The sequence below is a fragment of the Pseudomonas sp. FYR_5 genome (genome assembly GCF_043106315.1).
In the GTDB taxonomy this organism is placed as follows: domain Bacteria; phylum Pseudomonadota; class Gammaproteobacteria; order Pseudomonadales; family Pseudomonadaceae; genus Aquipseudomonas; species Aquipseudomonas putida_Y.
The window spans coordinates 1-12,377 of sequence record NZ_JBICMK010000110.1; the positions used below are offsets into that span (position 1 = coordinate 1).

The 12,377-nt window shown below is 57.0% G+C and carries 14 protein-coding genes and 1 pseudogene; 8 read left to right on the forward strand and 7 right to left on the reverse strand.

From position 1 onward, the window contains the following. From ACF8RA_RS23210 to ACF8RA_RS23235, 6 genes are all read right to left on the reverse strand, one after another. On the reverse strand, positions 1-1,616 hold a 1,616-nt coding region (locus ACF8RA_RS23210), incomplete at its 3' end, for a DUF6531 domain-containing protein (protein WP_392519617.1). A gap of 6 nt (positions 1,617-1,622) precedes the next feature. Continuing rightward, entirely contained in the window at positions 1,623-2,090 is a 468-nt protein-coding gene (locus ACF8RA_RS23215) for a DcrB-related protein (protein WP_003248404.1), read from the reverse strand. A 34-nt stretch (positions 2,091-2,124) separates the two neighbouring features. Then, positions 2,125-2,709, reverse strand: a complete 585-nt coding sequence (locus ACF8RA_RS23220; protein ID WP_392487718.1) for a hypothetical protein — start codon at positions 2,707-2,709, stop codon at positions 2,125-2,127. A 10-nt stretch (positions 2,710-2,719) separates the two neighbouring features. Beyond that, the gene (gene tssI / locus ACF8RA_RS23225; RefSeq protein WP_392513832.1) at positions 2,720-4,576 is read right to left on the reverse strand and encodes a type VI secretion system tip protein TssI/VgrG; all 1,857 of its coding nucleotides are present in this window, start codon (positions 4,574-4,576) and stop codon (positions 2,720-2,722) included. Between the two features lie 25 nt (positions 4,577-4,601). Next, positions 4,602-5,297, reverse strand: a complete 696-nt coding sequence (locus tag ACF8RA_RS23230; protein WP_010953998.1) for a hypothetical protein — start codon at positions 5,295-5,297, stop codon at positions 4,602-4,604. Continuing rightward, positions 5,298-6,314, reverse strand: a complete 1,017-nt coding sequence (locus ACF8RA_RS23235; RefSeq protein WP_003248396.1) for a hypothetical protein — start codon at positions 6,312-6,314, stop codon at positions 5,298-5,300. A 162-nt stretch (positions 6,315-6,476) separates the two neighbouring features. On the opposite strand from ACF8RA_RS23235, the gene ACF8RA_RS23240 reads away from it, so the two are divergent. The 7 genes and pseudogenes from ACF8RA_RS23240 to ACF8RA_RS23270 all read left to right on the forward strand — a co-directional run bounded on the left by ACF8RA_RS23240 (position 6,477) and on the right by ACF8RA_RS23270 (position 9,990). Continuing rightward, the gene (locus ACF8RA_RS23240) at positions 6,477-6,725 is read left to right on the forward strand and encodes a hypothetical protein (protein ID WP_176684529.1); all 249 of its coding nucleotides are present in this window, start codon (positions 6,477-6,479) and stop codon (positions 6,723-6,725) included. A 481-nt stretch (positions 6,726-7,206) separates the two neighbouring features. Continuing rightward, positions 7,207-7,725 (forward strand): hypothetical protein, encoded by a 519-nt coding sequence (locus tag ACF8RA_RS23245; protein WP_392487721.1) that lies wholly within the window; start codon positions 7,207-7,209, stop codon positions 7,723-7,725. Positions 7,726-7,733: 8 nt separating this feature from the next. Continuing rightward, positions 7,734-8,045 (forward strand): hypothetical protein, encoded by a 312-nt coding sequence (locus ACF8RA_RS23250; RefSeq protein ID WP_176684531.1) that lies wholly within the window; start codon positions 7,734-7,736, stop codon positions 8,043-8,045. 23 nt (positions 8,046-8,068) lie between these two features. After that, positions 8,069-8,482, forward strand: a pseudogene (locus ACF8RA_RS23255) (polymorphic toxin type 46 domain-containing protein); the annotation flags it as partial. Further along, positions 8,479-8,775 (forward strand): immunity protein Tsi6 family protein, encoded by a 297-nt coding sequence (locus ACF8RA_RS23260; protein ID WP_392519618.1) that lies wholly within the window; start codon positions 8,479-8,481, stop codon positions 8,773-8,775. The pseudogene ACF8RA_RS23255 and the gene ACF8RA_RS23260, both read left to right, overlap by 4 nt. An 89-nt stretch (positions 8,776-8,864) precedes the next feature. Then, positions 8,865-9,173, forward strand: coding sequence for a hypothetical protein (locus ACF8RA_RS23265; RefSeq protein WP_176684533.1), 309 nt, complete (start codon positions 8,865-8,867; stop codon positions 9,171-9,173). Positions 9,174-9,726: 553 nt separating this feature from the next. Then, positions 9,727-9,990 (forward strand): hypothetical protein, encoded by a 264-nt coding sequence (locus tag ACF8RA_RS23270; protein WP_176684534.1) that lies wholly within the window; start codon positions 9,727-9,729, stop codon positions 9,988-9,990. Between the two features lie 281 nt (positions 9,991-10,271). Here ACF8RA_RS23270 and tri1 read toward each other — a convergent pair whose 3' ends face one another. After that, positions 10,272-11,387: an ADP-ribosylarginine hydrolase Tri1 gene (gene tri1 / locus ACF8RA_RS23275; protein ID WP_392519619.1), complete on the reverse strand. Its 1,116-nt coding sequence runs from the start codon at positions 11,385-11,387 to the stop codon at positions 10,272-10,274. Between the two features lie 303 nt (positions 11,388-11,690). On the opposite strand from tri1, the gene ACF8RA_RS23280 reads away from it, so the two are divergent. Next, positions 11,691-12,242 (forward strand): hypothetical protein, encoded by a 552-nt coding sequence (locus ACF8RA_RS23280; RefSeq protein ID WP_003248365.1) that lies wholly within the window; start codon positions 11,691-11,693, stop codon positions 12,240-12,242. Positions 12,243-12,377 lie beyond the last annotated feature (135 nt).

Here is a 12,377-nt window from a genome sequence, read left to right on the forward strand (position 1 = left end):
TCCGGCAAGGTCAGGCCAACCATATTGCCGTGTTCGTCCAGCTCGATGGCGTAACGCTCGCCGCCATAGTCGCGGCTGGCGACCACGCGGTGGTCGGCGTTGTACTGCACTTGCAGCTCACGGCCGAGCACGTCGGTGGCCCAGCTGGTGCGGCTGTCGAGGTCGTAGCGGAAGTGGTAGTGCTCGCCGTCGCTGGTCCAGTGTTCGACCACACGTGGCTTGTCGCCCAGGGTTTGCCAACGGTAGTGGCAGCCCAGCCCCAGCGCGTTGCTGTGGGTCACCATCAGGCCGTCGGCGTAGCTGAAGCTGCGCACGGTGTCGCCGTTGCGGTTGATCACCGCGCTCAGCTGGCCCTGTTCGTCGTAGCGGTATTGGGTAAGCGTTTCTACCGCTTCGTTGTTCACCACGCGCTTGATGTCGGTCAGGCGACCCAGCGGGTTGTCGTAGTGCAGGTGCACGCGGGTGCCGCCGGTGGCGCTGATGTCGGTCAGTGTGCCGTCGGGCGTGCGGGTGAAGTGCAGGAAGTGGCCGAGGACGTTCTCGATACGCTGCAGCGGCACTTCGGTGTTGGTGTCTGGCACTTCGCCGAAGTAGAAGAACAGGTTGTCGAGGGTCTGCAGGATGTAGTGGCCGCCCTCGGTGCACACCAGGTACACCTGCTCGTGCGGGTTGTAGATGCGCTGCCCCGGTTGCAGGGTCACGAACGGGACTTCGCGGCCCTGGTTGTCGGTGAGGTAGATGAATGCCCCCTGGCGGCGCAGGCTCTGCTCCCAGGGCAGAACCCAGCCGCGGCCGAGTACGCTGTCGACCGTCAGGTCGCTGGCGTAGAAGCGCGACCACTCGATCGGCATCAGGCCCGGCAGGCTGAAGTCGATTTCATCGGGGATCAGCTTGCGGCCCGTCGTGAGGTCGACGGGGTTGCCGACCAGGCCGCCGATAGCCTTGCGGGCCACGGGCTCGACCACGTAACGGCTGGCCACCTCACCGGCGACGAAGCCGGCCGTGAACTTCAGCGCGCAAGGCATGACGGCTTTCATGCCGGCCTGGGTACCCGCCTTGATCAGTTGGGCGATACCGCCTGCGGCACCGGCGATGGCCATCAGCACATCCACGGTGGTGCGAAGCCACTCCGGGACTTCATCGTCCACGGGCAGGTAACGGTAGGTGCCGCCGCCGATGATGACGTTGTCCGAACCACCGGAAATGGTGGCGCCGCAGGTCAGCTTGTCGCCCTTGCGCGCGGCGGCGACGCTGTTGATGAAGACGTTGGTCGAGCCTTCGGCAATCTGCACCGGCCCTGGGTGCTTGTCGCAGGCACCGATGCTTTTTTCGACGCGGGCGGCCTTGCGGCTGTTGATGAACACGTTGGGTGAGGCAGTGGTTATCGTCCCTGAGGGGGACGAGAACATACTGCCTATCGCCTCTCCGGCGGCGGTCAGCAAGCTGCCCCCGATGCCGGCTGCGAGGCCGGCCAGCAAGGCCACGCCGAACCCGCAGGTGAACGTGGCGATGGCCACCGTGGCCACCAGCGCAATCCCCAGGGCGGCCCCGATCAGGAAGCCCCCGAGCGCGCTGGTGTGCGATATCTCGTCGCCGAACCTGGCCGCTTCGAACATGAGGTGTTACTCCTGTTCGCCGGACTCGGCGCTGGTTTCGGACGGGGCACGCGGGGTGAAGCTGGCCAACAGGTTGTCCCAGTCCTGGTTCTGCTGGGCACTGAAGTCGGCCTGTGCAGTGGTGGAGAAGATCAGGGCACGCCCGGGGCTGATGATGAAGGCGGCCTGGCGCTGGTACAGCGGGCGGCCCTGGTTCATGTAATAGGCGTCGATCTGGATGCCGGCAATGGGTGCGGTAACCGAGAGCGTGACGGCCTTGTTGCCCATGCGGGTGTAGCCGCGCAGCTTGGAGGTGAGCAGCTTGACCTGGCGATCGACATAGGCCTGCAGCGCTTCGTCCGGCAGCAAGGTGTCACGCGAGATGGTGATGCTCAAGGGTGCTGGAACACTGGCACCCAAGACGAACATGTTGACCGTGCGGTCCTCGAAACCTGCCGGCAGCGCAATGCCGCCTTCCTGTAATTCGTAATCCATGCGATGAAAATTCCTGATAGCGAAAAAATCGGGGTCAGCCCTGCGCGAAGCCATCGAGCATGCGGTCGAACTCGGCCAGCCACTGGCTCAGGCCGGGCTTGCTGGGGTCGATCACGCTGGAGATATCCAGCCATTGCAGCGAATCGCTGCCGGCGATGGGCACCAGTGCGCCGACCAGGCGACCGTGCCGAGGCTCGTGGCCGGCATTGAAGTGAAAGTCCACGACCTTGGCCGGGTTCCCAGCCAGGAGGCAGTCACGTTGGCGAATCACGCGCAGTTGCGGGTTCAATTCGCGCAAAGCCTCGACTGCGCTCTGGAACAGTTGCTCCAGCGGCTGCCTGGCGCGTACATCACGGCGGCGGATGCTGAGGCTGACCGGCTCGCCTTCATGCTCGAGGGTGGTCTGGATGTCGCGAAAACGAAAGCCGAGCGGAAACTGCAAGGAGAACCCTGCGAAGGTGAAAGCGCTGGCTACATCCTGCAACACGGCTGGCACCGGTTCCGGCTCGGGCACAGCCACGGGCACATGAGCAGCTTCCGCCAGACTGGCCAGCCGCACAGCCTCCTCTTGCGCTGCGCGCCTGGCGGAGAGGCGGTCGTAGATCGAGGGCTTGTACATGAACCTTGCCTCAGTCGTTGATCCGCACTGCGGCGCCAGTGATCTGGGTGGTGTCGGTACTGGTGGTCACGATGACCTTGCCTTTGATCTCGATGCCTTCCGGGGTCAGCGTGATGCTGCTGTCGCCCACCTGCAGGATGATGTGCTGCTTGGCGGCCACCTGGATGAACTGGTTATCGACCTGCAGGGTGTAGGAACCTTCGGTCACTTGCACCACGGTGTCTTTCTTGACCGTTTCGGTGTGCGTACCGCCAACAGTAATCGAGCGGTTATTCCCCACATCATGGGTCTCATCCAGCTCGATCTCGGTATCCATGTTGCGCTCGGCATGCATGATGATCTGCTCGGCGCCGGCCTTGTCCTCGAAGCGGAAGAAGTTGGCGGTACCGCCGTCGCCCTTCATCGACCGCGTCAGGAACCCACTCTGGGTCTTGTTCGCCGGCAGCGACCATGGCGGGGTGTTGGTGCTGTTGTACAGGCTGCCCATGATCAGCGGCCGGTCCGGGTTGCCGTCCAGGAACACCACCACCACTTCGTCGCCTACACGTGGGATCTGGATGCTGCCGAAGCCACCGCTGGCACCGGATTGTGCGACACGTACCCAGCAGGAGCTTTGATCGTTGAACTGCCCCTGGCGATCCCAGTGAAACTGAAGCTTTACCCGGCCCAGTTCGTCGGTGAAGATTTCCTCGCCTGGGGGGCCGACAACGATGGCGGTCTGCGGGCCGTTGATCAAAGGCTTGCGGGTGTTTAACTGCGGGCGGTATGCGATTTTTTTACGCACGCACACGAATCGGTTGACGTAACCGGCCTGGTCGCCAGTCATGTAGTTGTTGCTGCCGCGATGCTCCACGCTCAGCAACAAAAACTTACGGTTCTCGGCGTCACCGGTGTCGTGCAGATAATGCTGGGTCAACTCAAAAGTGTAACCCGGCTTCATGACCCGGCAATTGCTCTCGCCGTAGAAGGTCTTGCCCATCAACTCGAGCGCTTCGATACGGTTGCGTACGATGGCTTCGCCATCTTCGTAGCTGCCATGGGTGTACTGGCCCGGGAAATCATAAATCTCGAACCTGTCCACATCGCCCTGTTGATTCAAGCTTTGCATGGTCACAGGTAGGAAGTTGCGCGGTTGGCGATAGTCGAACGTGCGAACGGCAATTTGACCGGATTGAAGCTGCCGCGTTGACTGCCACTGAGTAATGGAATCAGCTGTTTCGGTAACCGACGCGGAGTGGTAGCGAATCTGCGGCTGTTCGGGCAGCGGCAACAAGGTGCTGGAGTCATCGGTGATGACCATCAGATGGGAGTCGGCCGTGTGCTCGAAGTAGTAGAAAAGCCCTTCGCTCTCAAGCAAGCGCTGCACAAAGTTGAAATCGCTCTCGCGGTACTGGGTAATGTAGCTGTGCGATTTGAGCGACTTGCTTACACGAAATTCGTACTTGGCCAGCGTGCCAAATCCGGCAAACACTTCACTGACAACAGCCTGGACCGATTTTTCTTGAAAAATGCGTGTATCGAAGCGGCAAGTCAGCATCCACAGCCACGGTCCTAGCACGGCTGCATAACGCACATAGCCGCCGTCGCTGCCTTGGGTGCTAAACCGCTGAACATAGCCGTTAATGTGGCGGAAAGAGCCGTTGGATAACTCGATTTCTATCGTGGCCTGGCTGCCAATCAGTGACTTGAGCTTTACATCGCTCTGTTGGCTGAGCAAGGCCAGATCGAATTCATAGAGTTTGGAAAGCTCTTCAGTGCCGGAAAAGTGCTCAAGCAAAAACTCATCGTTGGCTGTTTGTGTCAGGATATTCAGTTTGAACAATCGCCTGTTTTGCGGCGCGAGCATGGAAAGAACGTCAGTTAGCATAATTTACTCCCTGTAACGGTGAACATCAGCGCGCCCGTACGGCGAAAAGCCTGCCCAACCACGAGGCAGCACGCATGCTCTGAATAGTTTCAATATCCATGAATGTGTATTGACGGTTTTCCTTGGCTTCGCGCACTTTCAGGTCTCTGAGTGCACTGATCTTGTCACGATTGTAAAACACCATGAAGACGGACATTAGCGCAAAGAAGTAGATCAACCCGGTGGCCGGCACGTCATGGCTTTTCATCAGCGGATAGATCACGCTGCTCAAGCCCGCCGCCAAACCCGCCTGCCACCACTGAACTTTCTGGGGCGGCTCGATGGATTCCACGCGCTGCCCTTTAAAATGGAGAATATCACTTTTACTGCGCCAGTAATAAGCCATTGCATAGGTCAACAACACCAGCACGACGGGCGCGAGCCCTAACATCAAAGAAGTCGCCGCTCCCAACTTCATTTTTTTGTAGGTAACACCCAGTGTCAGCAGCGATGCGAACATTGGTGCAACTGACATATTGAAGAACATGCGCAAATTCGCGAAACTTACAAAGTGCTCACTCCGGTAAGCACAATTGATGCACCACAGCGTCATAACGATAATGATCAGGATCGCCGGCACCGCCATGAATGGCGGCGCCACTCCGGTCATCATCAGGGCCAATATCACGACCAGCAGCCACACCGACCAGATTTTTTTAAAAAAACGTTCTGTGGTAAACATTTAATCCTTCCCCGTCAAGAAATTACCCAGGGTAGTGCCCAGCCCCGAAAAATCATCACTCATGACAAACTGAACTGCCAAACCCGCACCCAAAGACAAGGCAATCACGACTATAGCCGGCCCTGTTAGCCCGCCGACCAATACACCGACACCAAAGGCCAATGCATTGGTCGGCTGGGTGTAAGCTGACTTCTGGAAGAACTCCGAGACGCTTTTTGCCTCCGTCGCATCTAGGTAAGCCTGGGGGCCGAACGCCAATGCGCCGCCTAATTTGGCCCCCGTCAGTACTTTGCCTACGCCACGGCTGCTGTACCCGGCCGAGTCAATATGGGCAGTTGCACGCATCGCCTTGGCGGTATTAAAAGCAGCCACATGCAGGTTACTGCCCCGACCGGGCAGCCTGTACAAACTTGCCTGGCTATTGGCGGGTATTTCGAAGTAGAGGTTTCCGCCCATGCGCACCAGTTTCAGGCGACCTTTCATGGCCCTGGCGGCAGATACACTGCCGGGTTTGCCACGTGACGCTGCCCACTTCTTCAGCTTGCCGCGCGTGGCATCCGTCATGTTCAGCAGGTTTTCAACTTTGGTGGCTTTGGATGCGGCATGGCCTAGCGCAGCAACGTTGGCAAGCGTGCCGGGTAAATTTGCAGTTGAAAATAATAGTGCCCCTACGACTGGAATCTTCTCAGCCTTCTCCTTGATGGCCAGCAGTTCATCCGCGGCAAAACGCCCCGATTTTTCCATTTTTGCAATCAGGCTATAAAGTAACTGCGCGTATTCTTCGGCTTCGTCAGCACTCAACTGCGTTTCGGACGACTGTAGTTCAGCAACAAGAAACTCGGCGGCACTCATGTCATCAGCCGAATAAAGGCCGCCTACATCCATCTTGGCGTAGGTTCTGGCTGCTACAACACTTGGCCACGGCAGGTCACCCTGCCCGAGAAGGCCGTCTTGCCCGCCGAGGCCCATGGGGTCGGCTGCGGTACAGGGATAGATTCTGTTCACGATTCTGTTCACGCCTTGTCAAAAATCCTGCTTGCGCGACCTGCGCAGTGTCGGCCCACGTCTCAGGCGCTGCGACCTATGCAGGCAAGCAAAGTTCCCAACAACACCTGAATATGCCAACCAGATCACAAATGGATTTGCCGGCCGAGTGTAGAGGGCGCAGGAAACACTGGAATGCGCAACTCTGTCAACTATGAATATCGCTCATCCTTAGCATTAGCCGTCATGAATGAGATGGCATTGCGCCATCTTTTGCCCATGCACCAGAATTACCAAGAACGTTCACAGGACACTGTGGTCAATGTTCTACATAGCGCCTACGCTTGGGATACTTGTGACGCTGGGCTTGTGGGCGAAGGGGTACACACCCTGCCAGAAGCTGTTGACTTCAGGATCTGCCTGGCAGGTGTGCTGGATCAATGATTAGCGGTATTGTTTCAAGTCTGATTCCTATACCCGTGACGGCTGGCCTTGCAAGCGCATGAGTGATAAAAATGCCTGCATCCAGGTTGACGGGCGCCATTAATTCTAATATCCACACCCACGTCGCTACTTGTAAGGTAGTCATGACAAATACAGAAATCATCAAACAATTGGAAGCGCTCAAATGAGCCATTTCACTCCAACCCCCATCGAATTCAGGCTGCTCGCCGCCCCCACCCCGCTGACTTGCGTAAGCCATCCGGGCTTCAGCCTCACCCCTGACAGCTACACAGAAAACAACTGAGTTAATAAACCCGCGAACCTTGAAACATTCCTCGAATCAGGCCATCAATAGCGGTCGTAAGTCAGCTCTTCCATCTCGTGTCACCTTGGGATGCTCCGTCAACTTGCCGCGCGGAGACGGTGAGTTGATATTTCCCCGTCACGCAGAGCTATCTATCGAAAAAGCGCTCAATGCGTCATGTTTTCAGAGACTTTTGCACCCCGAGGCCTTAGCAACAAACAGATTAATGAGTATCTCGACACCCCTGATGGTGAGCTATATCTGCAAAAGCTACGTGCCGCAGACCCCAAAGCATCAGACATGGACATTTTCAGCCGAGCCATCTCCCAGATAGGCTCGGGCAGTAACACTCCAAAACTGTCCATCATAGATTCGCCCCTCGTGAAAATCGTGCCAGTGGGACAAGAGCCAAGCCGTTACTCTCCATTTTTCACCACTATGGAGGAGCTGCAGTCTGCTGCGCAGGGAAGCCGAACCCTGGCTGATAGCCTAGGGTTACCGCTGGGCAGTGAGGCTACAAAATATTCAATTTTTGAAATGACGCCACTTAAACCAACAGAGGTTTTTGTCAGCAAGATCGCGCCTACCACCGAATTTGGAGGCAACATTGACAGGGTGGGTGGCGCACTTCAATATCTTACCCCTAACCGTAATGAGTGGTCGGCCACCAAGCTCATAGGCACTATTGATAACTAGGATAGACAATGAACACGCACACACTGAAGGCTACCGCTACAGCGCTTCGTGAAAAACTTGAGGCTCTCGAAGATCAAAATTCCGATGCGAAGCTGATGCTCAACTCCCTACGCGGCCTCTTATTAAAAGCTGAAAATGGAAAAATTCATGCCCCCATGGAGGCTAGAGACATACCTGGTTACCGCTACTTACCGGAAACCAACTTACAGGACGATCGTAATCTCAGTCAGTTATTTGCAGAATTTTACATGGCATTGATTGATGGAGAGGAGTGGAGTTCCTTTAAGAAATTCCAAGCCAAAAATAAAAAACACGATTAGAGAAAGATGGAGCAAATACTGCTGTAAACTTCTTCAAGTCACAGGGCTATAAGCCTGCCGACTACGAAGGCTACATGAACGGCTTGGGCTTCACTCAACCAGTCTTCACGGAAACAATCAACCGGGGCAAGACACTTTGGCAATTCCAGATGCCCGGCGGCCGGCAAGGCATGCGGTACTCTCCTACCCCTGACGTGGTGCCAGGGCAACTGGGGATCAACCCGCTTGGCCAGATCTACAAAACGGAAACCATCGTGCCCAAGATCGTGAACGTCTATCAGAGCACTGAGAAGGTCACGCTGCTGAGGAGCACCTCGGCACCGGTACTGGATACCTGGTCCGTTCCTTCCCAACCCTATAACGCCATTGGCGGTGCTCGGCAGATGACCTCTGGCCAACGCGAGCTCTTCAAACTGATAACACCAGGTGCATTATGAAACCCACCCCCCCCCTCGGCTATGTACAGAAGGCTATCGACATCACCGCGCAGCGGAACAAGGCCTGTCCCGCTTACCCCATTTATGGGATGCTACTAAACCAACTTGACTATGTGAAAGCCGTGCTCGAAGGGCGTGAGCAAGATAAATCGAAACTCCACCAACTCAGTATCGGTGCCATTGCCTCGAAAGAATTCGAAGAAAATGACCCCGAGTTGGCCAGAGCACTGAAAGACGCCTATTACGTAGCCATCCAATCGGCTCGTGGCCTCAAAATTCAACTGCCCGATTGATTGCCGACGTTCGATCAGGCCAGCCACTGAACATCGAGCGCAGTCACTGACGAAAGCTATAAACCCTACACCCAGCAGGCTGAGCCACGATGGACATTTACGCACTCCGGCAAAAATCGATAGCGCTGCGTGTCATCATTGACCGGCTGAAGTCACACGACCCGGCCGCCATGAAGTTGAGTGTAGAGCTGACGCTCTTGTTGAACGCGGCAAAGCAGCAGCGGATCCGCACCCCGATGGAATGGCGTGACATCCCCGGAAGCTATCTGTTCACCGAAGAAGGGCTGCAGCAGTATGCCGATCTCGAGCACGCCTTCGCCGAGTTTCGTATCGAGCTGTCCGGGGGCGAGCCCCCTACCCTGCACAAGCTCAAGGCGCGCCAGGCGTGCAGAGACTGAACCACTACTTGCCAACGAACGCTCTCGCGAGCTATCGCACAAGGCTGTTGAGCCGCCAAAACCCAGATACAAACCTGGATTCACCGAAGAGGATATTCTTGCGATCGCCAAAGGCGAAAGACCCGACCTCCACCATCTATCTATATCCAGATTATGTCGCGCAACACTTGGCCCAATTCCAAAATGGCGCCTCACGCTTCATGACCCAGACCAACCTTGAGAAATACGGCATCGCACAGAGAGATGGTACGTCGTTCATAATGCCAGGCCACGAAGCAACCGAACTACTTGCCAAGACAGCAGGTGACAAGTTCGCGTTGGAGCAAGCCCTTGGCTAGCCTGAGAATTTCCTTGATACCAATGCACTGGTCCCGGTAGACATCCCTGATCCGAAGCAGTTGAATCTGCGGATTCCATCGGGAAATGAAGCCGGTGCTAACGAATTCTGGATCCCTGGTGGCAAGCTACCTGACGGCAACAGTGAAGTCGTCATAGACGCGGCGAGTATTGCCGCCAAGAGGTTCAATACCGCTCCCTTTTTTGAAGGCCCCCTATGAAATTCAAAGATCTTTTCATCAGTCGTCAGCACATGTACTCAATCGGCATCGAAGAAGACGCTAGTCAGTATTACGTTTCGTTCCCCGTCAGCAACGGCATGGTTGACTACGAAGAGTATTACGCCATTGCTCCAGCTACATTTGATGCCTTCATGGATGATCCTGATGCGGCGCTGGCTTTCGTGATAAAATGCCGCAAAAGACAACTTGATGAATTATTAATCATCAAGCCGGGAAAAAATCGGGGCACGGCCATCTAGTGCCACATAGATAAATGCTGACGAAATCCGACACTGCATGACCGTTTGACCCTACCAACAAATGAGTGGCGCCCTCTTACGCTGCGGTGAAGTGGTGCAGTTCCTTACCCCAATCAGGACTGACCATGAACACCGAAACAGTCAAGCAGAAGATTCGCTGCCACCCCCCGCACAGTCCGTACGTGCGGAACTACCGCATACGGCTCCTGCCTCAGGTACGTGACGCGAAGCGTTCCTCTGGTTTCGATTCGTGGCGTACTTCACAGTTTCTACCCGAACCGTCAAGGCTGGCCATAAAGCAATGCGTCCAGTTCATCATGCTGCGGCGAGAGATCGAAGAGCTTGGCTGCCAATTCCTGGATATGTTGCGACCACACAATCTTCTCCACCCACTCCGGCGGCATGCCGGACACGCCGTACAGCGCACCCGCCAACTGGCCGGCGGTGGCCGCGACACTGTCGGCATCATCGGCAAGGTTGGCGGCCAGGAGGATCGCGTCCTTGAAGTTGTCGGTGTTCCATACGGCCCACAGTGCCGCTTCCAAGGTATCGATGACGTAGCCGGAGGAGCGGATCTGTTCGCGGCTCTTTTGCTTGTACTCGCCCGCATTGATGATCATCGGGCGAGGCCGCAACGAACGCACCGCTGGGGCCAGGGCCTCTTCCTTGTCTGCACCGTTGAGCGCCAGATGCAGCTGTGCCGCAAACAGCTGACAGCAGTTCACTGCCTCGTCGGCGTTGTGGGTCACGCTGCTTTGCGTGACGCTTTCCCACCAGCTTGCCGACAGCGAGTGCCGGCGGAAGATTGCCGTAGGCGCAAGGCGGATGATGGAGCCATTGCCAGCCGTCGAGGGCTCATAGTTGCCTTCCCAGGTAATACCCTCGCGCAGCCAGCCTTCAAGGGCATTGCGCGTGGCATTGCCGATATCGAAACAACGACCGTTGGCACTGTTTTCCCCGCGCCGGTACCAGCGGACCAAGGCATCTGCGTAGGTGGCGTAATCGAACTTGCCCTTGCTCACATACGTGTCTGCCAGGCACAGCGCCATGCTGGTGTCATCAGTCCACTCACCCGCAACAAGGTTGAACGGGCCACCCCCGACCATGTCGCTCACCTGCCCCCTGTCGCGGGCCTGGAACTCGAGCGTGGTGCCGACCGCATCGCCGATGGCCAGGCCAAGCAGCGCGCCCCTGGCGCGGTCCAGTGCCTGCTCCGCGGTCAATGTGCAGGCTCTGGAATGCAGCCAGCTTGGCTTGACCGCCGGCGCCGCCGGCGTATCAGGCTGCAAGGTGGAGTCCATCCGCTGCTGCAACGGCTGGGAGGGCTCCGGCGACAGATGCGCATAACGTCGCACGTAGTCGGCCAGCAATGCGTTTGAGCTTCTTAGATCGATCATGGGATTTCTTTGAGAATGAATTGGGTAACGGAGCCATTGGCGTATCAACGATACCATTGCCTGCGGTTGAGGCCTTGATGATGCCCATCCAGTCAGGCCCCCTGGGCCTCTCAGCCTTCCAAGGCTGCGCGGGTGACATTGCCGATGTCGAAGCAACGGCCGTTGACGCGGTTTTCACCCTGCCGGTACCAGCGCACCATGGCATCGGCAAAGGTCCAGTGCCTGGTCCTGTGATAACGTGCTGAACCTGTTGTTCAGCCATGCCGGGTTGATCCGCGGCAGCCAGGGAATGCTCAGGCACACATGAAAGACCATCCCGAACTCTACGTAAGGTCCCCTATTCTTTTCCGGCTTACGGCCATCGGTCTGATGCTGTCCATGCTCGCCATGGGAGCACTGGCGGTGTACGCCTTATGGACAGATATCGTGCCCCTCTACGGCCGGATCTACCGTAATGCCCCGGTCGTGGAAACACCACTCAAAGCTTTCTTCATGATTGCATTCATTCCCCTGGGGCCTTGCCTGATCGTTGCCAGCCTGATCGCCGCATGGACCGGTCGGAAGTTTGACCCACCGAAAACCTCTTGGCTGCACGGGTTCCAGCTACGCTCGCTGCAACTGACAGTTGTGCTGATGGTTATCGTTGCTCCGACAATGATTGCGCTGACCACAGCCACGCTTTCGGCAAAGGACTACTGGTCGTGCCCGAAGCTCAGGATCTCGGGCTCCGGTTGGCAGATGTTCTGGGTCAACGATGAACGGGTGTGCTTCAAGCCGGATCATTACATCAACGACAATTGGCCATGCAAGGCAATCGATGGCAGAGACGTTTGCGTACAGGTCGATGGTCGCTGAGTTGGATGAAACCGGCTGCGCCGGTGTTCGCGGGCAAGCTGCCCGCTAATGCGGTGGCGGCTGTGACGGTGAATGACCAGGGATAGTGGCCGGCAGGTCCGGCCTATTCGCGGGTAAACCCGCTCCTACAACGCG

Excerpts from the sequence above, each read along its gene's own strand:
- ACF8RA_RS23230 (WP_010953998.1), bottom strand. The coding sequence starts at position 5,297 with ATGTTTACCACAGAACGTTTTTTTAAAAAAATCTGGTCGGTGTGGCTG.
- tri1 (WP_392519619.1), bottom strand. The coding sequence starts at position 11,387 with ATGATCGATCTAAGAAGCTCAAACGCATTGCTGGCCGACTACGTGCGA.
- tssI (WP_392513832.1), bottom strand. The coding sequence starts at position 4,576 with ATGCTAACTGACGTTCTTTCCATGCTCGCGCCGCAAAACAGGCGATTG.
- ACF8RA_RS23250 (WP_176684531.1), top strand. The coding sequence starts at position 7,734 with ATGAACACGCACACACTGAAGGCTACCGCTACAGCGCTTCGTGAAAAA.
- ACF8RA_RS23280 (WP_003248365.1), top strand. The coding sequence starts at position 11,691 with ATGAAAGACCATCCCGAACTCTACGTAAGGTCCCCTATTCTTTTCCGG.
- ACF8RA_RS23260 (WP_392519618.1), top strand. The coding sequence starts at position 8,479 with ATGAAACCCACCCCCCCCCTCGGCTATGTACAGAAGGCTATCGACATC.
- ACF8RA_RS23215 (WP_003248404.1), bottom strand. The coding sequence starts at position 2,090 with ATGGATTACGAATTACAGGAAGGCGGCATTGCGCTGCCGGCAGGTTTC.
- ACF8RA_RS23265 (WP_176684533.1), top strand. The coding sequence starts at position 8,865 with ATGGACATTTACGCACTCCGGCAAAAATCGATAGCGCTGCGTGTCATC.
- ACF8RA_RS23220 (WP_392487718.1), bottom strand. The coding sequence starts at position 2,709 with ATGTACAAGCCCTCGATCTACGACCGCCTCTCCGCCAGGCGCGCAGCG.
- ACF8RA_RS23245 (WP_392487721.1), top strand. The coding sequence starts at position 7,207 with ATGTTTTCAGAGACTTTTGCACCCCGAGGCCTTAGCAACAAACAGATT.
- ACF8RA_RS23240 (WP_176684529.1), top strand. The coding sequence starts at position 6,477 with ATGCGCAACTCTGTCAACTATGAATATCGCTCATCCTTAGCATTAGCC.
- ACF8RA_RS23270 (WP_176684534.1), top strand. The coding sequence starts at position 9,727 with ATGAAATTCAAAGATCTTTTCATCAGTCGTCAGCACATGTACTCAATC.